Below are 26,473 nucleotides of genomic sequence, written 5' to 3'. Positions count from 1 at the left end.
TCTCCTTGACGGCGCGCGGGGCGCTTATTGCGGCGCAGGCGGCCGTTTCGGCAGCGGATAGTCGAACGTGATGTCGTTCGAGACGATCGGCTGGGCAAGATTGCCGGGGTCGGTCAGCACGGCCGCCGCGCGGTACTTGCCGGGCGCAAGCGCAGGCAGGAACGGAACGTTGCTGTAGCCGTTGTCGTTCACCAGGTAGGCCGGCTTGCCGTCTTCGCCCGTGGCCCAGACGATCGGGTCGCGGGCAAAGCCCAGCGGGTTGGCCGGGTGCAGGGTGTCGCCCTCGCGTTGGTAGAGCGGGTGCACGATGCGGTCGCCCTGCGCATTGGTCAGCAGCAGCCAGATGCGTGGCGCGTTCAGGGCGACGGGGGCGTCACCGTTGTTGGCCACGCTCACCATGAACAGGCCGCCGTCTTCGCCCTTCCAGTCGGCCAGCGTGTCGGCAAGATCCAGCGCCAGGCCGCCTGGGGATGATGGCGCGGCAAGCGTATGCTTGTCCACGCGCAGGTCGCTGTAGCGCACCCATTTCAGTACGTCGCCCGCCGTCTTGGTGGCGTAGCGCACTTGCAGCCAGTCGGGCGCACGGATGGCCACGACGTCCAGGTGTTCGCCTTCGGCGGCAGTCATGGCGGGCCGGGCGTTGACGTCGGGCGTGTCGTACAAGTCCAGCTTGCTGACCGGCACGGTGCCGCCTTCCAGCGGCGAGCCTTCGCCTTCGATCTCGATGCGCGCGGTGGAACCGTCTTCATTGAAGCGGTAAGTGAGTTCGGCGGCTTCGCTCTCCAGACCGAACAGCGCTTGGGTGGTCCATGACGTGGCGCGCACCGTGCCGTTAGGACGCAACACGTATTCCTCGAAGCCATTGCTGGCGGCTCCATAGCGGCACGCCACGTGGATCACGGCCTGCTTGTCGTCGATCACCGGGTTCACGAAGCCCCGGCAAGGGCTCGTCGGGTCGGGATGCGCAATTTCCTGGAAGGTGCCGCTGTCGGGCCGATACAGGAACAGGCGGGCGAAGATTTGCGTGCTGCCGCCGCTTTGCCCCAGCACCAGGTCGCGGTAACCGTCGTGGTTGATGTCCACGGATTGCATCTGGTCGACGGCCTCGTCGAAGCTGCCCAGCGTTTGATCGGGGCCATTGCCCACGCGCACGGTGGCGTGTGGCGCGTCGCCGCCGCTGATCTTGACGACCGCCGACAGGCCGGCCTTGATGGGGTAGGGAAACTCGCGCGGGGCTGATTGGGCAAGCGCGACCTGGCTTGCTGCGCCCAGCGCGGCCAGAGCGGCCGCAAGCAAAATTCGTTTCACCCGCTTCTCCCACGCTTCGATTTGAGTGGGGCAATATACCGCAGCCCATTGCGGGAAAACGAGTAGTGCTTGGCGCGGGGCGGGCCGGCATCCTGAGTAGAATTGATCGTTGGCTGTTGTCCACGCTTATCGAATTTGCGCCGAGCCTTGGCGCGTCAGTCCGCCATGAACCTTCCCTTTCCTATTCGCCAAGAATGTCCGCCGGGCGCCTGTCTGTGCGACCGCGACCGGCTGCTGGCTGATCCGGCGGCCGACGTGCGCATCCTGCGGCTGACGAAGGAAGAGGAAAAGCGCCTGGTTGCGCGGCTGGAAAACATCCGCAGCCTGGAAGACCTGCGCGCCATGCAGGGCCGTATTCAAGATCAGCTGGGTATCGTGATTGTGATTACGCCCAGCGACAACGAGGTGCGCACGTCGCGCGGCATTTCAATTCAGCTGGAAGAGGCGCCCGGCCTATGCCGCAAGACGCGCACCGCGCTGCCCGCCGCCATTCGGCGCGGCTTCGATAACACCCCGGAAATTGTCTACGCGCTGCTGAACGAACGCGACCTGCTGAGCGGTACCTGATCAGGACGTCTTGCCAGGTTCCCGGCACGGCACAAGCGGTGTGACGGCGGTGGGTGTGCGGCCCGCTTCGGGCCGGGTCGCCAGTTTTTTGGCCCCGCGCACGGGGTAGCTCAGCAAGACGGCGGCGCCGGTTTCCAGCTTGGGAGACGTGGCCGATCCATAAGCCACCGTCCAGCCGCGCACAGCCAGCGGCGCCAGCGTGTATTGCAGGGTCGTGCCGTGCGTCACATGCGCGACCTTGCCGGCGAACAGTTCCTGCTGCGGGGTTTCCGTGCCGTCCACGACGGCGTAGGTGACGATGCGGTCCAACGCGGCCGATTCCTCGTGCCGCGCCAGGATGGCGGTTTTGTATTTGCCGTGGGGGATGTCCGTCAGGCTGACGGTTAGCGTATCGGTCGCCTGGCCTGCGGTGTCCAGGCGGACACCCATGACGTCGACGCGGGCAAGTGTGGCCTCGCCCGTGTTGCGCACCCGCACGCTGTACTGCCCCGATGTGCCCGTGACGGTGCAGACTTCCACGCCGGAAGCGCTGGGGGAAGCCTGCGCAGGCCCTGCGGATAGCAGGGCCGCCAAAGACAAGGTCAGGGCAGGGACAGTTCGGGTGGGCACGGCACGCTCCTCTTGGGAGGCAGCGTGCCGGGTGGCGCGTTGCCTGCGTTATTACACCACTTGGCGGGATTGGGCCGCAGCGGCCTGCTCGCGCTTGCCGTTCAGCCAGCTCAGGATCAGCGCCAGCACCAGCAGGCCAGCGATGACAAAGCCCCAGACGATCCAGCCCAGCACCGAGATCAGTGTGCCCAGGCCACCCGCGAACGGCAGGACTTGGTTCAGGCTTTGGGCGGCCCACACCAGAGCGCCTTGCAAACCTTGCAGCCAGGCCGGGTCGAACCAGCCTGCGGCCCACGCGGGCGCGACCCATTGGGACGTGTCCAGCGCAGCGCCCGGCACCTGCGCCGTGGAGATGGTTGACAGGACCCAGTTGGTCAGTTGCAGCGTCAGCGCCACCAGCCCGGTCCAGAGTGCAGCAAGCACGGCGAAAGCGAGCCAGATGAATTTTTTCATTGCAGTGGTACTCCGAGATTCAAAAGAGGGTCCACGATAAAGCGGATTCTATTTCCGAAAAACCAGAGTGGGTGTGACAAACATTAAGAAAAAACCGAAGTCTTAGCGTGGGCGAGGATGGTTTGGACCAAGGGATGGTGCTGGCCGCGGCGGTTGCGGATGGCGTGAATCTCTTCCTGCACGTCGTCGCACCGGGCCAGCGGACGCAAACCGCGCAGCAGGCCGATATCGTCGCCGCCCAGCCGGCTAAGCGGGAAAACGCCCAGTCCGCGCGCGGCAAATACCGACATCAGCGCGCTGTCTTCGAATTCTCCCACCACATTGGGCAGCACGCCGCGTTCGTTGAACCAGCGGTCCAGCGTCTGGCGCAGCACCGAGTGCCCGGTGGGCAACAACACGGGCAGGCGCTCCAGGCAGCGCGGGAAGTCCTGCGTGTCGGACTTGCGCACGAGCTTGGCCGGGCCGTACCAGTCCACGGGGGACGACACCAGCCGGTCGCTGGTTAAGCGCAGGTTGGGGTTGGCGGGCGCGCCCTGGCCAGCCAGCACCAAGTCCAGGTGGTGCTGGGCCAATTCGCCCAGCAGTTCTTCCACTTCGCCTTCATGGCAGGTCAGGCGCAGGTCGGGCGTGTCGAGCACCGGCCCCAGCAGCGCGTGCGCGGCCAGCTTGGATATCCCGTCCGACAAGCCCACCGACAGCCGGATGACCGGTTTCGTGGCCGCCGCGCGCACTTCCTGCGGCAGCGTGTGGCCGATCTGAAATATTTCTTCGGCGCGCGCAAAGGCCGCCTTGCCGGCATCCGTCAGCGCCACGCCCCGGCCCGCCGGCTTGAGCAGTTGATGGCCCAGGTTTTTTTCCAATTCACGCACTTGCGCGCTGATGGTCTGGATGGCCATGTCCAGCCGTTCAGCGGCCCGGGAAAAGCCGCCTTCCTTGGCGACCATCCAGAAGTAATACAGGTGTCGGTAGTTCAGCACGATGGGGCTCACTTCGGTTTTTCCGAACCTTAACTCACTTTCAGGCTGATTTTTCGGTTAGTCCAAGATCCGGATGATGGGCACCTTCGAACACAGCGGGGCATTCATGGACACTTTGATCACCTTCTTCATGGCCGATTTTCTGGGGACACCGACCTGGAGTTGGCTGCTATTCATCGGCATCGTCGTGAGCTTGCTGGTCTTTGACCTGGGCGTGCTGCACAAGGAAGACCGCGAAATCGGCGTGCGCGAAAGCCTGCTGCTGTCTGCCGGTTACATCAGCGCCGCGCTGTTGTTCGGCGCCTGGGTCTGGTGGCAGCTGGGCGCCACGAGCGGCATGGCGTACTACACCGGCTTCATGATTGAAAAATCGCTGTCGATGGACAACGTTTTCGTGATTGCGCTGATCTTCAGCTTCTTCGCGATTCCGCGTCAGTACCAGCATCGCGTGTTGTTCTGGGGCATCCTGGGCGTGATCGTGCTGCGCGCCATCATGATTGGTTTGGGCGCTGCGCTGGTTAGCAACTTCGGCTGGCTGCTGTATCTGTTTGGCGCGTTCCTGGTGTTCACGGGCATCAAGATGTGGATGATTGCCGACCAAACGCCCGACATCGCCACCAACCCGATCCTGAAGTTCCTGAAGCGCCATATGCGTGTGACGGAAGGCCTGCGCGGTAACGCGTTCGTAGTGACCGAGACCGACCCGGCCACGTCGAAGAAGGTGCGTTTTGCGACGCCGCTGCTGCTGGCCCTGGTGCTGATCGAGTTTGTGGACCTGGTGTTTGCGGTGGACTCCGTGCCGGCCATCTTCGCCATCACGACCGACCCGTTCATCGTCTACACCAGCAACATCTTCGCCATCCTGGGTTTGCGTGCGCTGTACTTTGCCCTGGCTGCCATGATTCACCGCTTCCATTACCTGAAGTACGCCCTGGCGCTTGTCCTGGTGTTCATCGGTACGAAGATTTTCCTGGTGGGCTTTATCGGCAAGGTGCCTGCCGTGATCTCTCTGGGCGTGACGTTCAGCCTGATCCTGGGCGGGGTGTTGTTCTCGCTGTGGAAAACCCGCTCGGCGGAACTGAAGACCCAGTAATCCTGCTTGAACCTGCAACCCGAAACCCGCCGGCTTGGCCCCGGCGGGTTTTTTCTTTCTGTGAAAGACATATTTATTGAATATGAATAGGCACCTATTTCTATATTTGTAATATGGATAAGCCAGGCGTAGAGTTCAGCCGTACATCGTCGTCCGGCAAGGAGCCGTCATGAGCAACAACAGTTGGTCCGCCAAGCAGTACTCCGCTTTTGAAAACGAACGCACCCGGCCGGTGCGCGATCTGGTGGCGGCCGTGCCGAATGACGCGGTCAAGGTTGCGGTGGACCTGGGGTGTGGCCCGGGCAATTCCACTGAGGTGCTGGCCAGCCGCTACCCGGACGCGAAGGTCACGGGTATGGACAGCTCGGAAGACATGGTCCTGGCCGCCCGCAAGCGCCTGCCCGCGCTGGAGTTCGAACTGGCCGATATCGCCACCTGGAATCCGCCGCAACAATACGACGTGATTCTGGCGAACGCCGCGTTGCAATGGGTGCCTGACCACGCCACGCTGTATCCCCGGCTGGTCAGCAAGCTGACGCCGGGCGGCATCCTGGCCGTACAAACGCCCGACAACATGGAAGAACCCGCGCATCGCCTCGCACGCCAGGTGGCGGGTGAAGCGCCGTGGGCCGCGAAAACGGGCGGCGTGAAGCACCCGCCGCGCCACAGCGCCGCCTGGTACTACGAGCTGCTGAAGCCGCATTGCGGCGTGCTGGACGTGTGGCGCACCACGTATCACCACCCGCTGGCGGGCGCTGCGGCCGTCGTTGAATGGTTCAAGGGCACCGCCCTGCGGCCATACCTGGACACGCTGGACACCGCCGAGCAGGCCAGCTTTCTGGCGCGCTATCAGGCGTTGATCGCCGAGGCCTATCCCGCGTTGGCCGACGGCACGGTGCTGCTGCCATTCCCGCGCCTTTTCATCGTGGCGGGGCCGAAGCAGGCGTAAGTGCGCAGTGGGGGGACGGGCGCGGGGCAGGGGCGTTTGGCTTGTGTGATAATGCGAACCATTAATAATTAGCCAGTGCCCCGCGCACGCCCCGACTGAGCCGTGCCCCCGTGCTTGAACGCTACTACCAAGAGTTGATCGGCTTTTTCACGCGTGCCTTGCGCTGCCGCGACAATGCGTCCGATGTGGTCCAGGAAAGCTATGCCCGCGTGCTGGGCCTGCAACTGCGGGCGGGCCTGCTGGCCGAGCCTCGGGCGTTGTTGTACCGGGTGGGCAAGAACCTGATCATCGATGACGCGCGCCGCAAGCGCGCCGAACAAGCCATGTTGGACACGCTGGCGGTGGTGGCGCCGGCCATCGCGCCGGGCGCCGACCGCGTCGTCAGCGCGCGCCAGGAAGCCGAACGCTTGTTGGCGCGCCTGGCCGTCATGCCCCGCAAGCGGCGCGAGGTTTTTCTGATGGTCCGCGTTTATGGCCACACGCACGCCGAAACCGCCCAGCATCTGGACTTGAGCATTGCCGCCGTCGAAAAGCACGTGGTGCGCGCGGTGATGGGCTGCGCGGGGTGGCAGGAAAAGCAGGAAGGGCGCAACAAGCCGCCCGTGCCGCATACGCAGGAAGCGCGAAGCCAGCACGACGGGGCGGGCCATGCATCGTCCTGACAGCTTGCTAGACCCCACGCCGGCAATGGTCGAACGGGCCGTGATCTATCTCACCCGCATGGCGGGTGGCGATGCGGCCACGGCCGACAAGGCGCGCCGGCATCGGGATGCCTGGTTGACGCAAGACGTCCGCCATCAAGCCGCCTGGGTACGCGCCGAACGATTGTGGGCCGCCGATGGCGCCGTTCGGGATGCGTTGCAAGCCTTGCTGCCGAAGCCCGATGCAGTGTCACCCGGCCGCCGCGCCGTGCTGCGCGCCTTTGTGGGCGGTGGGCTGGCCGTGGGGCTGGGCGCGTTGCTGCGCTGGCAAGAGCCGCAGCCGCTGTATCGGCTGGGCATTCAGACTGCGCGGCGCGAAGTGCGCTCGTTGGGCTTGCCGGATGGCACGCGGGTGGACGTGGACGCCGGCACGCATGCCAACGTCGCTTACTACCCCGACGCGCGCGAATTGATGCTGACGCAGGGGCAGGTCTATCTGGACGTGCGCAACGATGCCGGCCGGCCGTTCGTGGCGCGCACGCCGTGGGGCACGGTCAGGGTGGTGGGCACCGCGTTCAGCGTCAGCGCGCGCGCGGGCGTCATGCGCGTGCAGGTGGAACGCGGGCTGGTGCGGGTGTGGGGGCGCGACGGTTCGGGCGATGGCGTGCTGTTGCAGCCCGGCCAGACGGTGCGCACGTCGCCAGCCGGTCTGGAACCGGTGCGAAATGTGCCGGACGGCACGCATGACGCCTGGCGGCAGGGCTGGCTGATGTTCGACGCCACGCCGCTACCCGAGGCCGTGGCGCAGTGGAACGCGTGGCGCGATGAGCCGATCGTGCTGGCCGCCGACCCGGCATTGCAAACGATGCGCGTGACGGGCAGTTTCCCCGCGCGCGAACCGGGCCAATTCCTGGCCGTGCTGCCCAGTGTGTTGCCGGTGTCCGTGCAGGCGCTCGCCGAAGGCGGCACGCGCATCGTTCGCCGTATTCGCGCCGGCGAAAAATAATTGTCCGGTTGCGCGCGGCTCGTTCGTTTTCATGGTCAGAACCTTCCCTAGGACTGACCATGAGCCACCTTCATTCCCCTTCCCACGCCTTGATCCGCACGCTGTTCGCTGCGGCCATCGGCGTGGCCAGCGCCGCCGCGGCCGCCCAGGGCGCAGCGGTTGACGTGAACCTGCCGGCAGGGGCGTTATCGCAATCGCTGAACACCTTGGCCCGGCAGTCGGGCACGCCGATTCTGGTGGATGCCAGCGCCGTGGCCGGCAAGACGGCGGGCGCTGTCTCCGGCCGCATGACCGCGCTGCAAGCGGTTCAGGCCTTGCTGGCCGGCACCCGCCTGAACGCGCTGGAGCAGAGCGGCGCCATTGTGGTCCGGCCCGCCGCCGATGAGGCCGCCACCTTGGAACCCGTGACGGTCACGGGCGCGGGCTTGGGCGAAAACGCCTGGGGACCGGCGCCGGGGCTGGTGGCCTCGCGCAGCGCCACCGGCACCAAGACCGACACCTCGATTCTTGAGAACCCGCAATCGGTCAGCGTCATCACGCGCAAGGAAATGGACGCGCGCAATGTGCAGACGGTGACCGAAGCCATCCAGTACACGCCGGGCGTCTCGGTGGACCAACTGGGCATGGACAACCAGATCGAATGGATCTCGCTGCGCGGCTTCAGTTCGCCGTCGTCGTATCTGGATGGGCTGCGTCTGGGGCCCATCTGGCAAAGCGAACCCTTCGGGCTGGAACGGGTGGAAGTGCTGCGCGGGCCGGCGTCCGTGCTGTACGGCGAAAGCGGCCCGGGTGGCCTGACGGGCATGGTCAGCAAGCGGCCATCCGCCGAGCGCGCGGGCGAAGTGCAATTGCAGGCCGGCAATCAAGACCGCTTTCAAGGCGCGGTGGACCTGACGGGCCCGATCGGCGAAACCGATGAATGGCTGTATCGCGTGGTGGCCTTGCAGCGCGACAGCAATACCGCCGTGGACTACGTGAAGAACGACCGCGTGTTCATCGCGCCGTCTTTGACGTGGCAGCCCAGCGCCGCCACGCGCCTGACCTTGCTGACGCAGTACCAGCGCGACAAGATCGGATTCTTGCCGCAGTACCTGCCGGCCGATGGCACGCTGCGCGACAACCCCCATGGCAGCGTGCCGCGCAACCGCTATGTGGGCGAGCCCGACCGCGAACACTATCTGCGTGACCAGACGGCGGTGGGCTACACGCTTGAGCACACGTTCAACGACACGTTCGCGTTCACGCAGAACGCGCGTTATGCGCGGGTGCATCAGGAGTTCGATACCGTCACCGGCAACGGCTTGCTGGCCGACCGCCGCACGCTGCGCCGCCGGCTGTTCGATGCCGACCAGACGTCTTACGACATCACCCTCGACACGATGCTGACCTCGCGTTTTGCCACCGGCCCGCTCACGCACACGCTGCTGACCGGCGTCGATTATTCGCGTCAACGCTATGACAGCTTGAACTGGATTTGCGGCACCGCCGAATGCGCGCCGCCCATCGACCTGTTCAACCCGGTTTACGGGCAGACCATCCAACGCCCCGACTTGCCCGTGACCGACGCCTTGCAGCATCAGGAACGCTTTGGCGTCTATGCGCAAGACCAGATCCGTCTGGGCCGTTGGGCGTACACGCTGGGCGGGCGCTGGGACCGCGTGCGCCAAAGCATGATGGACCGCTTGTCCGACACCAACACGCGTAGCGCCGATCACGCATTCACGGCGCGCGTGGGGGCGGCGTACCTGTTCGACAACGGCGTCACGCCTTACGCCAGCTATACGGAATCATTCCAGCCGACATCGGGCCTGATCTATCCCAGCTCGCCCGCCAAGCCGACGACTGGCCGCCAGTACGAAGTGGGCATCAAATACGAACCGGCTGGCCACAACAGCTTTGTCGGCATCGCGCTGTTTGACGTGGCGCAACGGAACATGGCGACGACCGATCCGGTGAATCCGGGCTACATCGTGCAGTCCGCCGAAACCCGCGTGCGGGGCGTCGAGCTGGAAGGCAAGCTTGCGCTCAGCCGCCAACTGAGCGTGCTGGCGTCCTACACCTACACCGATGCCGAATACAAGCGCAGCAACGATGGCTACGAGGGCAACCAGGTCAGCATCACGCCGCGCCAGCAAGCGTCTGCGTGGGTGGACTACGCGTTCACGGATGCGCTGGCGGGCCTGTCCGCGGGCGCAGGCGTGCGCTATGTGGGCAAGCGCTACGGCAACGCATCCAACACCATCGAACTGTCGTCCTACACGCTGGTGGACGCCGCCTTGCGCTATGACCTGCGCACCTTCGGCGGCCAGTGGCGCAACGCGTCCGTGGCGCTGAATGTGAACAACCTGTTCGACAAGGATTACGTCGGCGTTTGCCTGAGCAACACGCGCTGCTACTTCGGCGCGCCGCGCACGGTCATGGCAACGCTGACGTATCGCTGGTAACGCGGGGCCGAAGGGGCGGCGCTGTCAGGCGGCTGCCGGCCCTTCGGACTTGTCCGCGAAGTATCGCGCGGGTGTCTTGCCCAGCGTCTTCTTGAACATCGTGATGAAGGCGCTGACGGATTCATAGCCCAGGTCGTCGGCGGTGCGCTGCACCGACACGCCCGCCGACAAGCGCTGCAAGGCCAGGATCAGGTGCAACTGCTGGCGCCAGCGTCCGAAGCTCATGCCGACTTCCTGCTGCACCAGCCGCGCCAGCGTGCGTTCGCTCATTGCGACGCGCTTGCCCCATTGCGCCACCGTGCTGCGGTCGGCGGGGTCGGCGTTCAACGCGCTGGCGATTTCGCGCAGGCGGGGGTGATCGGAAAGCGGCAGATGCAGATGTTCTGCGGGCATGCGCCGCAATTGTTCGATCAGCACATCGGCCAGCTGGCGGTTGGCGGGCGTTTCCATGTCGGGTTCAGACAGCGCGGACAAGTGCACGATCAGCTCGCGCACCAGCGGCGTGATCGTCAGCGTGCAGCAGTGGTCCGGCAGGCCGGCCACGTCGGCCGGCACAAACAGAAAGCACACGCTGGCATTGGCGGTGACGCGATTGCTGTGCGGCATGCCGCCCGGAATCCACACGCCACATTGCGGCGGCACCATCCACAACCCTTGCGGCACCGAGCACGTCACGCCGCCGCGCAGCGCCAGCACCAGCTGACCCATGTTGTGGTGATGCGTGGGGGATTCGTTGTCCCGATCCGCCGCATTCACCGGCATGGCGAAGGTGCGCTGCGTGGGGGAATCGGTATTGAAAGGAGTGGACGGGATGGGGTTCAGGCGCATCGGAAGCCGCGCGTAGTGAGCCACGCTTAGGGTTGGCAGGATTTAAGGATAGTTTGTCATTGTCTCGAAATTCGGTAAAGCCGCGCGTGGGTAAGCTCGGCGGCATGACTCGAAATCCCTCTCCCTCTTTACGTTCCGGCAGCCGGCTGGTGTGGCTCCTGCTGGGCATTCTTTGCATCGCGATGGCGTTGCGCGCGCCGGTGACAGGCGTGGCGCCGCTGATCAGCATGATCCGCGAACAGCTCGGCCTGTCTTCGACGGCGGCAGGCATGTTGATTACCTTGCCGCTGTTGGCGTTTGCGGTGGTCTCGCTGTTTGCTGCGGGGCTTGCGCGCCGCTTCGGGCTGGAGCGCACCTTGTTCGGCGCGCTGCTGCTGATTGCCGCCGGCATCGTTGTGCGCATACAGGGCGCGGCGTGGGGCTTGTATGCGGGCACGGCGATCATCGGTGCGGGCATCGCCATTGGCAACGTGTTGCTGCCCAGCCTGGTCAAGCGCGATTTTCCGCAACGCGTGGCCGGCATGACGTCGGCCTATGTGTTGACGATGGGCATCGCGGCGGGCGTGGCGTCGGCTATCGCGATTCCGCTGGCCAATTTGTCGGCGGACGGCTGGCGCTTTTCAACGCTGTGCTTGTTGGTGGTGCCGGTAGTAAGCATGCTGCTGTGGCTGCCGCAGCTGGCGCAGCACACGGCGCCTGCGTCCACCACCACGCACGCGCCGCACGGCGGCCGTCTGTGGCATTCGCCGCTGGCGTGGCAGGTGACCTTGTACCTGGGCATCAACTCGTTTGTGTTCTATGTGGGCGTGAGCTGGCTGCCCGCCATCTTGCGCGACGCGGGCTATTCGGCGGAACGCGCGGGGTCGCTGCATGGGCTGCTGCAATTGATGTCGGCGGGTCCGGCGCTGTTTATGGCGCCCGTGGTGCGCCGCATGAAGGATCAGCGCGGTGCGGCGTTCTGCTCGGCCGCGGCGTCAGTCGTTGCATTCACCGGCTTGATCGTCGCGCCCGGCTGGGCCACGTTGTGGATCGTGCTGCTGGGCTTGGGCACGGGCGGCGGCATCATTCTGGGCTTGGCGTTTGTGGGCCTGCGCGCCAGCCATGCGCAGCAGGCGGCCGCGTTGTCGGGGATGGCGCAATGTGTCGGCTATCTGTTCGCCGCCACGGGCCCCGCGCTGGTGGGGGCCATGCATGACCGCCTGGGCGGATGGGGCGTGGCGTTGGGCGTGTGCGCGGCCTTGTGCGTGGCGATGGCCATCATCGGCCTGTACGCGGGCCGCGCGATTCAGATCGGCGGGTTCCGCGCGCATTGATGCGGGCGGTGATTACGGCCCCGGCTCCGCATGCGCCTTCCATAGCTGTACCAGCGTGTCGGGCGCAACGGCTTCAGGTACATCGAAACTGATGGCCGTTCCTTCGTCGCGGTCCATCACGATCTCGATATGAAAGTAGCGCTGGTCGCCGCCAGCCTGCCCGCATTCAGGCACCGCCAACGGGGCCGCGCGTTGCAGCACATCGCACACTTCCTGGCGCACGCCGGGCGGGCAGGTGGCCAGATTGATGCTGCGCGGCTGCGTCAGGCCAGGCAGATACGCCACGCCGCCTTCGCGTGTCAGCCGCACCAGCAGCGCAAGATCCAAGGAGGGCAGTTCGATCATGTCAGGACTCCTACGGCGGCCCAGGCTTGTTTGACCGCGCGCTGCATGGCGGCGTCAAAGCGTTCGGTGGCCACGGTGACGGTCAGCGCGGCGAAGGTCTTGAAGTCGGCGTCGTGACGCAACCGCTTGTCGCACAAGGTGTCGTACCAGACGCGCCCCGCGCTTTTCCACGCGGGGCCGTCCAGCGTTGTGGCGGCCAGGAAAAACGCGCGGTTGGGGATGCCGGAATTGATGTGGACGCCGCCGTTATCGCGTGGCGTGTCGACGTAGTCGCGCATGTGCGCGGGCTGCGGGTCTTTACCCAGCACCGGGTCGTCATACGCGCTGCCGGGTTCTGACATGGAGCGCAGCGCGCGGGCGCTGACTTTTTCTGTGAAGAGCCCCGCGCCCACCAGCCAGTCTGCCTGGCGCGCGGATTGCCCCAGGGAATATTGCTTGACCAGTGCGCCGAAGACATCGCACAGCGATTCGTTCAGCGCGCCAGACTGGCCTTGATAGAGCAAGGCGGCTTCGGCGTCGATGACGCCGTGCGTGAGTTCGTGGCCGATGATGTCCACCGCAACGGTGAAGCGGTTGAACACTTCACCGTCGCCATCGCCAAACACCATCTGCGCGCCGTTCCAGAACGCGTTGTCGTAGTCATCGCCGTAATGCACGGTGCCCACCAGCGGCAGGCCGTGGCCGTCGATGGAATGGCGTTTGTAGATGTCCCAGAAAAGCTTGTAGGTAGCGCCCAGATGCGCATAGGCCTCGTCTACCGCGACGTCGCCGCTGGCGGGGCGGCCTTCGGCGCGGATCAGTGTGCCGGGCAGCGTGGTGCTGTTGTTTGCATCGTGGACGGCGCGCTGCGGCGTGCCTGGGGGCGAGGGCGGAGTCGTGGGCGCGAGCGTTGCACGCGGCGGCTGCGTGGCCATTTCGCGCAAGCCGCGCTGTTGCTGGTCAATGATCAGGGTCTTGACGGCGGGCATGCTGACACGGGCGTCGGTATGCTGCGCCAGGCGGTCCAGCACATACGGGGGGATCACGCCGATCAAGGGGGTGGACTCGGAAGGACGTGGCATTCGGGTCTCCGTCTTTCAGCGCCGGCGCCATGCCGGCGCGCGAAACTTGACGGTAGCAGATCAAAGAAGGGCGATGACGTAACAGTCTGCGGCCTGATGCGAGCAAAGCGTGCGCCTCGACAGCGGGGCCGCCTTCCGGTACTTTCGCGGGCGTTCCCATGCCGGCCCTACCCATGCAAACCCCTGATTACCGCATCCACACCATCACGCTGACGCCCACGCATCTGCAATTGACGCTGGCTAATGGCCAGACCTTGTCAGAGCCCATCCAGCGCTACATCCGCCTTGAGAAAGCCACGCCCGCCGAACGCGAGCAATGGCAGTTGGTGGATGACGGCCATGGCGTGGTGTGGCCCGCGCTGTGGGAACCGTCGCCCCAGGGCATGCTGAATGTGCTCGACATCTTATGGGACCAGCGCTATGAAAAAGCGATGGCCGCATTGCAGGCGGCCGACTGGAAGCTCGACCGCCTGCCCTTGATCGAGCAGGAGCTGGTGGCGCTGTGGCGCATGGAGGCCGACATCAACAATGGCGGCTTCATGCAGTTTCTGTGCAACTGGGGCGACCCGACGTGCCAACTGGCGTTGCAGGCATTAACGAAGATCGGCGCCACGCATATGCTGGCCGTGCTGTCACGCATGCGCGGGCTGATCGACCGCTTTGAAGCCTCGCCCGACGTCATCGAATTGAACGATATCTACGGCGCCATGACCGAGGCGGAGCAAGAGGAAATGGAGACGTTGGACCACGCGTTTTGGGACTATCCCGACGCCTTGTCGCGCCTGGGGTTGCGGCATTACGGAGCCTGAAAACACCGCTTTTTGCATGCCTCGCAACGTTCGGAAAAGTCTGGCAACAATGGTGGCGTTTTCAATGCGGATTCCGTCCCGATCACGGGATAGAATCCGGTGCTTCTTTCCCGGGGGGGACTCGCGATGCGTTATTTCCTGATCTTGGTGGGGGCGGCCGTGGTCGCCTATTTGCTCGCTCGTGGCATCGCGGCCGTGTTCTCGGACCGTAAACGTACAAAATCAGACAGGGACTCAAAGTGAAGCCGACAGATATCCAGATGGTCAAGACGATCGGCGCGGTCAAACCGCGCAACGTGAAGGTCGCCATTGTGGCCGTCATTCTGTTTTTCCTGATCTTGTTCATGGCGTTCGGTTCGTGGTTCCAGGTGGACCAGGGCGAGCGCGGCGTGGTGCTGCGCAATGGCAAGCTCGTGCGCGTGTCGGACCCGGGCCTGGATTTCAAGACGCCCTTCATCGATGACGTGCGCACGGTATCGGTGCGCGACCACACCTTTGTGTTCGAAAAGCTCGAAGCCTATAGCTATGACCAACAGCCCGCGCACCTGCGCGTGTCGGTCACGTACCGCGTGCCGCCGGAGCACGTGGCCGAGCTCTATTCGGAATACGGCACCATCGACAATCTGCAAATGCGCGTGCTGGAACGCAAGACGCCCGACGCCGTGAAGAACGTGTTCGGCCAGTACACCGCCGTGCGCGCCATTCAGGAACGCCAGAAGCTGGGCCTGGATGTGAACAGCGCGGTGCTCAAGGCCATGGACGGCGCGCCCGTGCAAGTGGTGGGCGTGCAGATCGAAGAAGTGGGTTTCTCGCAAGCCTATGAGCATTCGATTGAACAGCGCATGCTGGCCCAGGTGCAGATTGAAACCACGCGCCAGCAAAAAGAAACGGCGATGATCACCGCCGAGATCCAGGTGGTGAAGGCGAAGGCCGAAGCCGATGCGCGCCGCCAGCAATTCACGGCCGAAGCCGATGGCATCCGCATGCGCGGTGAAGCCGAAGCAGCCTCGATTCGCGCCAAGGCCGAAGCGCTGGCCGCCAACACCAATCTGGTGAGCCTGAACGCCGTTGAGAAGTGGGACGGCGTGCTGCCAGCCACGCAAGTGCCGGGCGCCGCGCTGCCGTTCATCGGCATCAAGTAAGCCATTCGCGCAGACGGGACCTGGTCCCGTCTTGCCGCATCCCTATCTGCCCGCCGTTGCTTTCCCGCTGCTTTTGCCTTGCTTTCCCGGCCTGATTCGCGCCCGGCGCGATCACCCTAGGGATTTCCCTCTGTCAAGAATCGCAAAGCGGGAGCATGGTGAATGCATAAGCACACGGAGCACGCTTTACGATCAAGCAGCGCCGGACGATATCGCGGGGCTGGCGCGCTTGCCAATAAGCTTCAGCATAGGGAGACATGGATGTCTCAGTTGGATTGGACGTCTGGCGATACCGCGCCGGATCGGCAGGGCTACTACGAAACACGCTTCGATACGGGACGCACGGCCATCACGCTATACAGCGTGCTGGGCTGGATGCCGGTGAAGACGCCCGGCAACATGGTGGGATGGCGGCCGTTGCCGCCCGCGGCCGAGAGGGAAGAGGCCGAGCGCCATATCCAGGAACTGCGCGCGGCGCAGAGCCATATCCCGATGGATTACTAGCCGGACCCACCGGGGCTGGAAAACAGCAGTTGCGATAATGAGAATTATTTGTAAAATTCGCAACCCTGTCCTTTCGCGCCCTCCGTCCGGAACATGTCCCGCTCTTCCTCGCCTCGCAGTGGCTGGCTCGCCTATTACGACGAGCTGGTGGGCGTATGGAGCCGCCGCACGGGCAACCGGCACGACGCCGAAGACGCCGCGCATGACGCCATTGAACGCCTGCTGAAGGCGGACGCCAGCGTGGCGCTCAAGGCGCGCGGCTATTTATTCCAGGCGGCCGGGCATCGCTTGATTGACCGCTGGCGGCGGCAGGACCGCGCCGAACACGTGCCGCTGGACGAGCTGAACGACGCCGATCAATTGATCGTGGATGACCCCGATGCGCCCGTACGCGCGGCGCGGCTGGCCGACGACCTGGCCAAAGTCCTGGCAGAATTGCCCCCCAAGTGCCGCGAGGCCTTTGTGCTGAACCGCATCGAAGGCTGGACGCAGGCCGAGGTGGCGGTGCATATGGGCCTGTCCAAAAATATGATCGAGCGCTACGTCATGCGCGCCATTGAACATGTGCGCGACCGGCTGCGTGAATACACTCCATGACGATGTCTTCCTTCAACGACCGCGATGATCCGCGCGACCCCGCCACCGCCGCGTGGTGGTTTGCGCGCTGGCATTCGGGTGAACTGACGCGCCGCGACCGGCGCGCGTTTGCCCGGTGGCGTCGCGACCATCCCGAGCGCGCGCGTGAGTTCGACCGCATGCAGCAGTTGGGGGCGGCGGCTGCCGGTTTGCCGCGCGATCAGGTCGAATCTTTGCTGGGCGGCCCGGTGCCGGCGCGGCCGGGGTTGCGGTCGGGCTGGCGATCGGGGGCTCGCGAGGGGTTGCGCGCAGGCGTCAGGCGCAGCCAGCGTCAGTTCGCCCTGCGCGCCGCGTTCGCCTGTGCGGGCTTGGCCGCCGTGGGGTTAGGCGTGTGGTGGAGCCTGCCGGTGGAAGCGCCAACCTTCACCGCCGCGATCAGCACCGAGCGGGGTGAACGCCGCCAGCTGACCTTGCCCGACGGCTCCGTGCTGGACATCAATGGCGGCACGCAGGCGCGGGTCTTGCTGTACGCCGCCCGCCGCGACGTGGTGCTGGACAGCGGCGAAATCAACTTCACCGTCAGCCCCGATGCGGCGCGCCCCTTCATTGTTGATGCCGGCAGCGGCGTGGTGCGCGTGACGGGCACGGTGTTCGACGTGCGCCGCGATGCGAATCAAGTGGCGGTGCTGGTGGAGTCTGGCACCGTGCAGGTGTCGGGCGGGCATTGGTGGAACCTGGGCCACGCGGTGCTGCGCGCGGGGCATGGCATCCGCGTGCCGGGCAGCGGGGCAATCGGCGTGCCGGCGCCCGCCGATGTGCAAACCGCCACCGCCTGGCGCGACGGCCGCGTGGTGTTCAAGAACGCCACGCTGACGGAAGTCGTGTCCGAGATGAACCGCTATCTGGCCACGCCGCTGCGTCTGGCCGATGACAAGGCCGGCCGCTTGCGGGTGTCGGCCTCCTTTACGCTGGACMGCCCCGAGGCGCTGGTCGACGCCTTGCCGTCGATTGCCCCGGTGCGCCTGACGCCGCACCCTGGCGGCCCGATCGACATCCAGCGGCGTCAGGACGACCCCAGCGCTGTTACAAAATAAATGAAAATGAGATTCAGGTTTATCTGCGTTTGAAGCGTTCTACGAAGGAAGGCCCTGGCGCCGTATGTGATTGATTGGCCCGCGCCGCTCCCAACGTCGAACCCAAACAGCAGGTAGTTGTGACTCTCTCAGCAGACAAGACCCCCCAGGCGGTGACCCGCCGCGCCAGCGCAGCCCCGCGCTTCATGCTCTCTTCGCTGGCGTTGGCGCTGGCGTGCGCCTTGAGCGCGGCCCCCGATGCGGCCATTGCGCAAAGCGCTGCCGTGTCGATCAACATCGGCGCGCAGCCGCTGGGCGATGCGCTGATGCAATGGGCGGCGCAGACCAAGGTGCGCGTCTTCTATGCGCCCGACGTGGTCGCGGGCTTGAGCACGCGCGGCCTGCGCGGCAGCCTGGCCCCCGAGGAAGCCTTGCGCGGCCTGCTGCAAGGCACGGGCGTGGCGTACCGCTGGCAGGGCGACAGCATCATCCTGACGCGCGACGGCGGCGTCACCAGCCTGGCGCCCGTGACGGTGCTGGGCAATTCCGATCCGTCGGTGACCGAAGGCACGGGCTCGTACACCACGCCCGCATCGTCGGCGGCCACCGGGCTGACGCTGTCGCTGCGCGAAACGCCGCAGTCGGTCAGCGTGGTGACGCGCCAGCGCATCGAAGACCAGAACCTGCGTTCGCTCGACGAAGTGATGGGCAACGTGGTGGGCGTGCAGGTGGTCAGTGAAGACTCGGACCGCACCGACTTCTGGTCGCGCGGCTTCTACATCGACAGCCTGCAATACGACGGCGTGCCCACCACCATTGGCCTGTCGATGTATGGCGAGTCGGACAACGATTCCTTCATCTACGACCGCATCGAAGTCGTGCGCGGCGCAACGGGCCTGATGACCGGCGCAGGCAACCCCGGCGCGTCGATCAACCTGGTGCGCAAACACGCCAACAGCAAGACGTTCACGGGCTCGGTCAGCGCCGGCTTTGGCTCGTGGAATCAGTACCGCGGCACGGTCGATATGTCGACGCCGTTAAACGAGGAAGGCACGGTGCGCGCGCGCATGGTGGCGCTGTACCAGGGCCGCGATTCCTACATCGACCTGTATCACGCCAACAAGAAAGTGTTCTACGGCGTGATCGACGCCGACCTGACGCCGAACACGCGGCTGAGCGTGGGTGCAGACTACCAAGACAAGCGCCCGCGCGGGTCCACCTGGGGCAGCTTGCCTGTGGTGTTCAGCGACGGCACGCAGACGGACTGGCGCCGGTCAAAGACCACGGCGGCCGACTGGACCTATTGGCACACCACCAACCAGACGATGTTCGCCACGCTGTCGCACCGCTTTGAAAACGATTGGGAAGTGAAGGCCGACTGGTCGCAACGCAAGAGCAAGTACGACGCCAAGCTCTTGTACCTGTACGGCGCGCTGGACCGCGAGACCGGCACGGGCCTGCGTGCGCTGCCGGGCTACTGGAATTCCTACGCGCAGCAAACGTCGCTGGACCTTCAGGTGAAGGGCCCGTTCAATCTGCTGGGCCGTAAGCACGAAGTGGTGGTGGGCGCGATGCGCAGCCGCTACGGCGAAGACTTCTACCGCTACGGTTTCGATAGCTCCACACTGGCCAGCACCGGCAACTTCTACCAATGGGACGGCTCGTTCGCGCAGCCCACATGGACGGCCTCTACGCTGCGCGACACGGTCACGCATCAAACGGGCACCTATGGCGCGGTGCGCTGGTCGCTGACGGATAACCTGACGGCGATCACGGGCGGCCGGTACGCCACGTGGAAGTCCAAGTCGGACACGCGCGACCAGAAAGACTCGCAGTTCATTCCCTACGCGGGCGTGGTCTACGACATCAACGACACGTACTCCACCTACGTCAGCTACACCGACATCTTCCAGCCGCAAGACAACCGCGACCGCAACGGCACGTACCTGGACCCGGTGCAAGGCAAGAACTATGAAATCGGCGTCAAGGGCGAATACCTGGACGGCAGGTTGAACACGTCCATCGCGCTGTTCAAGGTCAAACAGAGCAAGGTCGCGGTGCTGGATGGCGATGCGCTGGTGCCTGGCTCGTTCGAACAGGCCTACACCACCGCCGATGGCGTCACGACCAAAGGCGTCGAGCTGGAAGTGAGCGGGCAGTTGGCGCCGGGCTGGAACGCCTACGCGGGCGGCACGTACTACACCAGCCGCGATGCCGACGGCGTGTCGGTCAACACCGAGCGCCCGCGCGCCATGGCCAAGCTGTTCACCACTTACCGCTTGCCGGGCGACTGGAACAAGCTGACCGTGGGCGGCGGCGTGAACTGGCAGATATCGACCTACAGCGAAGTCAGCGCGGCCGGCGGCACCGTCACCGCCAAGCAAAAGGCCTACGCCATCTACAACCTGATGGCGCGCTACGACTTCAACTCGACCTTGTCCGCGCAGGTGAACCTGAACAACCTGTTCGACAAGAAGTACTACCTGGGCGGCGTGGCCAACCAGGTCTACTACGGCGAACCCCGCAGCGTGTTCGTGAACCTGACCGCGAAGTTCTGACGATGCGCGGGGCGGCGTGATTCGGGGCCGGATCACGCCGCCGTCAGCGGGAGGGGGCGGGCGTCAGGCGGCTACGGCGGGCACGAAATCCTGCCCTTGAAAACGATTCGAAGATATCTATAATTGCGAATCATTTTCATTTTGTTTGAGCATCTGGCGGCGACGCCGGGGGCGCACCCGCCATGTCTTCTCCTTCCTACGCCCCGCATGCCGAGGTGCAAACCGTCTATCAGGCGCATCACCAGTGGCTGCGCGGCATGCTGCAACGCAAGCTGGGTAATGCGTCCGATGCGGCTGACGTGGCGCACGACACGTTCGAACGGCTGATCCGCGCCAATGTGCGCGAACCGCTCGCCGAACCGCGCGCCTATCTGCGCACCATCGCCACGCGTCTCCTGATAGGCCGCGCCCGCCGCGCCGCGCTGGAAACCGCCTATGCGGAATCCCTGGCGTTGCAACCGGTGGCGGTGGAACCTTCTGTTGAAGCGCGCGCCTTGATCCTGGAAGCGCTGGAACAAGTCTGCGAATTGCTCGACACCCTGCCCATGACCAGCCGCCGCATCTTCCTGATGGCGCAGGTGGATGGCATGTCTTATGCCGAAATCGGCCAGCAATTGGGCCTGACGCCCAACGCGGTGCAGAAGTCGCTGGCGCGCGCGCTGGTGCATTGCTACACGGCGGTGTACGGGTGAGCCACGGTTTGATGGAAGGCGCCAAGCTGCTGCGCCCACATGCGCCGGAAGCCGGCCGGATTGATCCCAAGATCGTGCGTCAGGCCGCCGACTGGTGGGCGCGTCTGCGCGAAGATGCCAGCGACGACGACCGCGCAAATTTCGAACGCTGGCGGCACGCGCAGCCGGCGCACGAGCTGGCCTGGCTGCGGCTGGTGGCATTGACGCGCGATGTGGATGCGGGCGTGGCCGAAGCGGGCCAAGACGTCGCGGGCCGCACCTTGCGGCAGGCGCCGCTGATCCAGTCGCGCCGCAACGCCATCCGCTGGATGGTGTCGGCGGCCGGTCTGGGCTTGGGCGCCTGGGCGGTGGGCGAACGCGGCACGATCCGCCGCCTGTCGGCCGACTTGCGCACGGGCACCGGCGAACGGCGGGCGTTGACCTTGCCAGACGGCACGCGGCTGGAACTGAACACCGCCAGCGCCGTTGACTTTCGCTACACCGCCAGCCAGCGCGAAGTGGTGCTGCGCGAAGGTGAAATTCTTGTCACCACCGCGCAAGACCGGCAGGGCCGGCCCTTCACGGTGCGCACGCGCAGCGGCATCCTGACGCCGGTGGGCACGCGGTTTGTGGTGCGGGATCTGGACGACGGCCGCGCCGTGCGCGTGGCGGTGCTGGAAGGCGCGGTGGATGTGCGCGGCCTGGACGCCGCTGATGCGCTCCGGCGCGTGCGGGCCGGCGAGCAGGCCGACTACTCGGCGGCAGGCGGCTTTGCGTTGCAAGCGCTGGAGCCCGCCACGTCCGCGTGGATCACCGGCATGTTGATCGCCAATGAAATGCCGCTGGCATCGTTCCTGCAAGACCTCTCGCGCTATCGGCCGGGCCGGCTGAGCTGTTCGGACGAGGCGGGGGCGTTGCGCGTGGTGGGCGCGTTCCCATTGGCGGACAGCGACAAGGTGCTGGCCATGCTGCAAGACGTGCTGCCCGTGCGTGTGCGCCAAATCACCCGCTATTGGGTGCGGGTGGGCCTGGCCTGACCCGGCGGCCCCGCCCGCAAGCAATGAATGTGTAACCGAAACGGCGGAACTCCCGATCTCGCGCTTCATGTAAGGAAAGCAGCCCGGATGCCTCCCAACACCCGAGCCTGCGCCCCTCCTTCTTGAGCCAGGAATCCCTTGATGTCTTCTCGCCCTGTACGCGCGGCGTCGCTTGCCCGCCTGCCTTCATCGCCTGTCCGTTTTTTGCCTGCCCGCATGTTGCCTGCCCGCATGTTGCCGCGTACCCGGTTGAGCATTGCGCTGCATCTGGCGCTGCCCGCCGTTGTGCTGGCGGCGCCGTGGCCGTCCGCCGTGCACGCGCAGGCAGCCGGGGCGCTTCGGCAATCGGTGAGCTTCAACATTCCGGCCGGCCCGCTCAGCGCCGCGCTGGGCGCGTTTGGTGTGCAGGCGGGCGTCATGGTGGCGTCCGACCCGGCGTTGACGGCCAACGCGCGCACCGAAGGCGTGTCGGGCACGTATGCGGTGGACGCGGCGCTTGAGCGTTTGCTGGTCGGCACCGGCCTGCAAGCCGTGGCGCGGCCCGATGGCGGGTATCGCTTGCGGCAAGCGTCCACGCCGGGCCAGGCGGCCACGCTGGCGCCCGTGACGGTGACGGGCAGCTACAACGCCACCACTGATGGCACGGGTTCGTACACGACGCCCGCCGTCACCATTGGCAAGAGCACGCAGGCGCTGAAGGACATTCCGCAGTCGATCACCGTGTTGACGCGCCAGCGCATGGACGACCAGATCATGACGAGCCTGCCGGACGCCGTGAACAACACGGCCGGCATGGTGGGCGTGCAGGGCGTGGGGCCGGGGGTGGCGATCAATGCGCGCGGCTTCCCGGTGGACCTGCTGCAATACGACGGCGTGGCCTTGCTGCGCAACAGCTACAGCCTGGGCAACTGGGAGCAGGACTCGCTGGTGTTCTATGACCGCGTGGAAATTCTGCGCGGCGCGGCCGGCCTGCTGCAAGGCGCGGGCAGCCCTGGCGGCGCAATCAACCTGGTGCGCAAGCGCGGCGGCGCGGAACCGTCGGTAGTGCTGTCGGGCAAGGCCGGTTCGTGGGACCACTACGGCTTGACGCTGGATGCGGGCGGCCCGCTGAACGCGGCGGGCACCTTGCGCGGCCGCGTCGTGGTGGACGAAGACCAAAGCCATTCCTTCGTTGACTACGTGTGGGACAAGACGCGCAACCTGTACGCCGCGCTGGACTTTGACGTTACCGAAGACACGACGGTGGGCATCGGCATCAGCAACCGGTACAGCCGCTCGCGTCCGATGTTCGTGGGCTACCCGCGCTATGCGGATGGCGGCGACATCGACCTGCCGCGCTCCACCTTCACCGGCTCCACCTGGAACCGCGCGAAGAACGATCAGACCATCTTCAACGCCGACGTCACGCACCGCTTCAACGACGCGTGGCGCTTCAAGCTGGCTGGCGTGGCCATGAACGAAAAGAACACGACGGTGCACCAGCGCGTGGCCGGAGAAGTGGAGCCGGACGGCAGTGGTTTGTCGTACGGCAATTTCGGGGTGGACTTCAACAGCAAGCAGCGCGGGCTGGACATGTCGGTAAACGGCAACTTCACCGCGCTGGGCATGCAGCAGGAAGTGGTGCTGGGCGCCAACTATTCGAAGCTGACCACGAACGACCGCTTCACGCGGGCGTGGGAAGACGGTGGCAACATCTTCGACCTGGATCACCATCGCCCGTGGCAGGACATCGACTCCATCGCCGCCGCCAGCGGCTATGACTCGCGCAGCAGCTACGACATCCGCCAGAAGGGCATCTACGGCACGTGGCGCGTCAAGCCCACCGAGTCCCTGGCGCTGATCGCGGGCGGCCGCGTCGGCTGGTTCGACTACACGTACACCGGCGGCGGCAGCTCCACGACGTCCAGCACGTCGGGCAAGTTCATTCCCTACGCCGGCATCGTGTATGCGCTGACCGATAACTGGTCCGCCTACACCAGCTACACCACCGTGTTTGAGCCGCAGACCGAACGCAGCCTGGACGGCAGCCTGCTCAAGCCCATCGAAGGCAACAACTACGAAGTCGGCATCAAGGGTGAACTGGCCGATGGCCGCATCAACACGATGCTGGCGCTGTTCCGCTACGACCACAAGAACCGTGCGGTCAACGACTACGCCGCCGGCTTTGCGTGCGACGGCTGGTACTGCTCACGCGCATCGGGCAAGGTGCGCAGCCAGGGCGTGGAAGCCGAAGTGTCGGGTGAAGTGGTCAAGGGCCTGGAGCTGTACGCGGGCTACACCTACAACACCACCAAGTATCTGAGCGACCCCGACAACCAGGGCAAGGTCTTCAACACCTGGACGCCCAAGCACATGCTGCGCCTGTGGGCCAACTACAAGTTGCCGGGCATGATGAACCGCCTGAGCGTGGGCGCGGGCGTCAACACGCAGACCGACACGATCAGCTCGGACCGCGAGTTCAAGCTGGCGGGCTTCACGATCTGGAATGCGCGCGTGGGCTATCAGGCTACGCCGGAACTGAGCATCGGCCTGAACGTCAACAACGTGTTCGACAAAAAGTACTACGTGCCGTCCTACAACACGTTGAGCAGCAATAACTACTACGGCCAGCCGCGCAACTTCATGCTGACGTTCCGCTACGCGCCGAAGCTGTGAACGCGGTGGCCGCCGCGGGGGGGCAGACGCCGACGCAGAGGCAAACGCAGAGGCAAACGCAAACGCAGCCGTGACCCTGCGGACGGGTCAGGCGGGGATCAGCGCGTGCACCTGGCGCGCCAGCTCGTCCAGAGAGAAAGGCTTGGGCAGCGTCGGCGCGCCGGGCTCGTCGCCTGCGCGGGCGCCCGATCCGGTGATGAAGAGCACCTTCAGATCCGGACGCAGCATGCGCCCCGCGTCGGCGACCTGGCGGCCGTCCATGCCACCGGGCAGGCCAATGTCGCAAATCAGCAGATGGATCGGGGCGGGCGCGGATAGCAGGCGCAGCGCGCTGGCCCCATCCACGGCGCTTAAGACGATGTAGCCCAGTTCGCTCAACGTTTCGCTGACGACGGCCATCACCGCCACATCGTCTTCCGCCACCAGCACCGTCAAGCCGGATGCGGCGCGCGGAGTTTGGCGTGGTACGCCGGGCTCGATGGGCGCTAACGCGGATTCCCCCCGCGGAAAGTACAGGCTCATCGCCGTTCCCATGCCCGGGCGCGACGTCACCTGCACCTGGCCGCCCGATTGCCGCACGAATCCGTATAGCAATGACAGGCCCAGCCCGGTGCCTTGCCCCGCCGACTTGGTGGTGAAGAAGGGTTCGAAAATACGATCCACGGTCTGCGGCGTCATGCCGCAACCCGTGTCCGTCACGGTCAGGCGCAGATAGTCGCCCGCCGGCAGCCCGCGCTCGTGCGCCTGGGCGTCGGCCAGCGTGACCTTGGCGGTTTCGATGCCCAGCCTGCCTTGGCCGGCCATCGCGTCACGCGCGTTCAGGCACAGGTTGAGCAGCGCGTTTTCAACCTGATGGGGGTCGACCCAGGCGGGCCATAGGTTGGGCTCGCAGTCCAGGTCGACGATGATGCGCGGGCCGACGCTTCGGCGCACCAGATCGTCCATGCCGCGCACCAGCTGATTGATGTCCACCGCCTGGGGATTCAGCGGCTGGTTGCGCGCAAATACCAGCAGGCGCTGCGTCAGCGCCGCGGCGCGGTCGGTATTGCGCCGGGCGGTGTCGATGTGCCGTTCCAGTTCCCCCAGCCGGTGCTGGGACAGCCGCAGGTTTAGCAGCTCAAGGCTGCCGGCGATTCCCATCAGCAGGTTGTTGAAGTCGTGCGCCAGCCCGCCCGCCAGTTGCCCGATGGCTTCCATTTTCTGGCTCTGCCGCAGGTTGTCTTCGGTCTGGCGAAGCGCTTCGGCCTGCGCGCGTTCGGCCAGGATGCGCGACGTGGTTTCAATGACGGTGTCGATCATGCCGACCACGACGCCATGCTCATCGCGCACGGGGCTGTAGCAGAACGTGAAGGTGGCTTCCTCGGCCTGGCCCGACCGCTGGAGGACCAGCGAATAGTCTTCGATGAACGTCGCTTCGCCCGCGAAAGCGCGGTCGGCGATGGGGCCGATCATGGGCCACGCTTCGCTCCAGACGTCGCTGAAGGGCCGGCCCAACGCCTCGGGTTTCGTACCGAGAATGGGCCTGAACGCGTCGTTGTACAGCGTGATCAGTTCCTTGCCCCAGACCAGGCAACAGGGGAAACGGGACGACAGCACCATACCGGTCGCCACGCGCAAGGCGCTGGACCATTCGGCGATTGGCCCAAGCGGCGTACAGGCCCAATCAAAGGTGGCGACCCGGCGTCCCATCTCGCCGCCGCCAGCGAGAAAGGAAAGCTCCGAGGATTCGTTCTGCATGACGTCATCAAGGCGGGAAAGGGGGCACTGATTTTATCCGAGCGCGGTTCGCAAAGGGGCGCGTAGCGTGGATAGGCGCTAGGCCGTCGATCATATAAAATAAAAATCGTTCCCATT

At 65.3% G+C, this 26,473-nt stretch carries 24 protein-coding genes; 16 read left to right on the top strand and 8 right to left on the bottom strand.

Features of this window, described 5'->3' with window-relative positions; genetic code table 11:
• Positions 1-24: 24 nt before the first annotated feature.
• Entirely contained in the window at positions 25-1,308 is a 1,284-nt protein-coding gene (locus tag AC1DB0_RS18480) for an XAC2610-related protein (protein WP_476757930.1), read from the bottom strand.
• Positions 1,309-1,473: 165 nt separating this feature from the next.
• Between AC1DB0_RS18480 and AC1DB0_RS18475 the strand changes: the two genes are divergently transcribed.
• Positions 1,474-1,875: a hypothetical protein gene (locus AC1DB0_RS18475; protein WP_054423317.1), complete on the top strand. Its 402-nt coding sequence runs from the start codon at positions 1,474-1,476 to the stop codon at positions 1,873-1,875.
• Here AC1DB0_RS18475 and AC1DB0_RS18470 read toward each other — a convergent pair whose 3' ends face one another.
• The 3 genes from AC1DB0_RS18470 to AC1DB0_RS18460 form a co-directional block, all read right to left on the bottom strand.
• Positions 1,876-2,484 (bottom strand): hypothetical protein, encoded by a 609-nt coding sequence (locus AC1DB0_RS18470; RefSeq protein WP_054422736.1) that lies wholly within the window; start codon positions 2,482-2,484, stop codon positions 1,876-1,878.
• A 51-nt stretch (positions 2,485-2,535) separates the two neighbouring features.
• Complete coding sequence (locus tag AC1DB0_RS18465) at positions 2,536-2,937, bottom strand: hypothetical protein (RefSeq protein WP_054422735.1); 402 nt, start codon at positions 2,935-2,937, stop codon at positions 2,536-2,538.
• An 83-nt stretch (positions 2,938-3,020) separates the two neighbouring features.
• Positions 3,021-3,914, bottom strand: coding sequence for a LysR family transcriptional regulator (locus AC1DB0_RS18460; RefSeq protein WP_054423316.1), 894 nt, complete (start codon positions 3,912-3,914; stop codon positions 3,021-3,023).
• Between the two features lie 106 nt (positions 3,915-4,020).
• Between AC1DB0_RS18460 and AC1DB0_RS18455 the strand changes: the two genes are divergently transcribed.
• The 5 genes from AC1DB0_RS18455 (at position 4,021) to AC1DB0_RS18435 (ending at position 10,047) form a co-directional block, all read left to right on the top strand.
• Positions 4,021-5,007, top strand: coding sequence for a TerC family protein (locus tag AC1DB0_RS18455; RefSeq protein ID WP_175170124.1), 987 nt, complete (start codon positions 4,021-4,023; stop codon positions 5,005-5,007).
• 169 nt (positions 5,008-5,176) lie between these two features.
• The gene (gene tam / locus AC1DB0_RS18450) at positions 5,177-5,956 is read left to right on the top strand and encodes a trans-aconitate 2-methyltransferase (protein ID WP_427946340.1); all 780 of its coding nucleotides are present in this window, start codon (positions 5,177-5,179) and stop codon (positions 5,954-5,956) included.
• Between the two features lie 110 nt (positions 5,957-6,066).
• Positions 6,067-6,618, top strand: coding sequence for an RNA polymerase sigma factor (locus tag AC1DB0_RS18445; RefSeq protein ID WP_476757931.1), 552 nt, complete (start codon positions 6,067-6,069; stop codon positions 6,616-6,618).
• Positions 6,605-7,603: a FecR family protein gene (locus AC1DB0_RS18440; RefSeq protein WP_447578580.1), complete on the top strand. Its 999-nt coding sequence runs from the start codon at positions 6,605-6,607 to the stop codon at positions 7,601-7,603. Before AC1DB0_RS18445 ends, AC1DB0_RS18440 begins: the two co-directional genes overlap by 14 nt.
• 59 nt (positions 7,604-7,662) lie before the next feature.
• A complete protein-coding gene (locus AC1DB0_RS18435) occupies positions 7,663-10,047 on the top strand; it encodes a TonB-dependent siderophore receptor (RefSeq protein ID WP_476757932.1) in 2,385 nt (794 codons plus the stop codon).
• Between the two features lie 24 nt (positions 10,048-10,071).
• On the opposite strand, the gene AC1DB0_RS18430 is transcribed toward AC1DB0_RS18435, so the two are convergent.
• Positions 10,072-10,875 (bottom strand): AraC family transcriptional regulator, encoded by an 804-nt coding sequence (locus tag AC1DB0_RS18430; RefSeq protein ID WP_346551233.1) that lies wholly within the window; start codon positions 10,873-10,875, stop codon positions 10,072-10,074.
• Positions 10,876-10,979: 104 nt separating this feature from the next.
• On the opposite strand from AC1DB0_RS18430, the gene AC1DB0_RS18425 reads away from it, so the two are divergent.
• Complete coding sequence (locus tag AC1DB0_RS18425; RefSeq protein ID WP_054422726.1) at positions 10,980-12,188, top strand: MFS transporter; 1,209 nt, start codon at positions 10,980-10,982, stop codon at positions 12,186-12,188.
• Positions 12,189-12,200: 12 nt separating this feature from the next.
• Here AC1DB0_RS18425 and AC1DB0_RS18420 read toward each other — a convergent pair whose 3' ends face one another.
• Together AC1DB0_RS18420 and AC1DB0_RS18415 are read right to left on the bottom strand one after the other, a co-directional pair.
• Positions 12,201-12,533: a protealysin inhibitor emfourin gene (locus tag AC1DB0_RS18420; protein ID WP_054422724.1), complete on the bottom strand. Its 333-nt coding sequence runs from the start codon at positions 12,531-12,533 to the stop codon at positions 12,201-12,203.
• Positions 12,530-13,594 carry a M4 family metallopeptidase gene (locus tag AC1DB0_RS18415; protein ID WP_427946347.1) on the bottom strand — a complete coding sequence of 355 codons (1,065 nt, stop codon included), beginning with the start codon at positions 13,592-13,594 and terminating at the stop codon, positions 12,530-12,532. The genes AC1DB0_RS18420 and AC1DB0_RS18415 overlap by 4 nt, the downstream gene beginning before the upstream one ends.
• Positions 13,595-13,767: 173 nt before the next feature.
• Here AC1DB0_RS18415 and AC1DB0_RS18410 point away from each other — a divergent pair, with 173 nt between their 5' ends.
• The 9 genes from AC1DB0_RS18410 (at position 13,768) to AC1DB0_RS18370 (ending at position 24,619) form a co-directional block, all read left to right on the top strand.
• Entirely contained in the window at positions 13,768-14,403 is a 636-nt protein-coding gene (locus AC1DB0_RS18410) for a DMP19 family protein (protein WP_441372675.1), read from the top strand.
• Between the two features lie 260 nt (positions 14,404-14,663).
• The gene (locus tag AC1DB0_RS18405; RefSeq protein WP_156336569.1) at positions 14,664-15,545 is read left to right on the top strand and encodes a prohibitin family protein; all 882 of its coding nucleotides are present in this window, start codon (positions 14,664-14,666) and stop codon (positions 15,543-15,545) included.
• Positions 15,546-15,806: 261 nt separating this feature from the next.
• The gene (locus AC1DB0_RS18400) at positions 15,807-16,049 is read left to right on the top strand and encodes a hypothetical protein (RefSeq protein WP_054422718.1); all 243 of its coding nucleotides are present in this window, start codon (positions 15,807-15,809) and stop codon (positions 16,047-16,049) included.
• A gap of 93 nt (positions 16,050-16,142) precedes the next feature.
• Positions 16,143-16,646 (top strand): RNA polymerase sigma factor, encoded by a 504-nt coding sequence (locus AC1DB0_RS18395; protein ID WP_054422716.1) that lies wholly within the window; start codon positions 16,143-16,145, stop codon positions 16,644-16,646.
• Positions 16,643-17,719: a FecR family protein gene (locus AC1DB0_RS18390; protein WP_476758716.1), complete on the top strand. Its 1,077-nt coding sequence runs from the start codon at positions 16,643-16,645 to the stop codon at positions 17,717-17,719. The genes AC1DB0_RS18395 and AC1DB0_RS18390 overlap by 4 nt, the downstream gene beginning before the upstream one ends.
• Positions 17,720-17,904: 185 nt before the next feature.
• Positions 17,905-20,256 carry a ferric-rhodotorulic acid/ferric-coprogen receptor FhuE gene (gene fhuE / locus AC1DB0_RS18385; protein WP_447982933.1) on the top strand — a complete coding sequence of 784 codons (2,352 nt, stop codon included), beginning with the start codon at positions 17,905-17,907 and terminating at the stop codon, positions 20,254-20,256.
• Between the two features lie 182 nt (positions 20,257-20,438).
• Entirely contained in the window at positions 20,439-20,948 is a 510-nt protein-coding gene (locus AC1DB0_RS18380) for a sigma-70 family RNA polymerase sigma factor (RefSeq protein ID WP_054422713.1), read from the top strand.
• Positions 20,945-21,964 (top strand): FecR domain-containing protein, encoded by a 1,020-nt coding sequence (locus tag AC1DB0_RS18375; protein ID WP_476757935.1) that lies wholly within the window; start codon positions 20,945-20,947, stop codon positions 21,962-21,964. Before AC1DB0_RS18380 ends, AC1DB0_RS18375 begins: the two co-directional genes overlap by 4 nt.
• Positions 21,965-22,105: 141 nt before the next feature.
• Entirely contained in the window at positions 22,106-24,619 is a 2,514-nt protein-coding gene (locus AC1DB0_RS18370; RefSeq protein WP_476757936.1) for a TonB-dependent siderophore receptor, read from the top strand.
• Between the two features lie 87 nt (positions 24,620-24,706).
• Here AC1DB0_RS18370 and AC1DB0_RS18365 read toward each other — a convergent pair whose 3' ends face one another.
• Entirely contained in the window at positions 24,707-26,356 is a 1,650-nt protein-coding gene (locus AC1DB0_RS18365) for an ATP-binding protein (RefSeq protein WP_476757937.1), read from the bottom strand.
• Positions 26,357-26,473 lie beyond the last annotated feature (117 nt).

The organism is Achromobacter sp. 10T422 (genome assembly GCF_056394065.1).
Note: the sequence above shows the minus strand (reverse complement) of the source record. Positions and strands in the feature narration are given on the sequence as shown.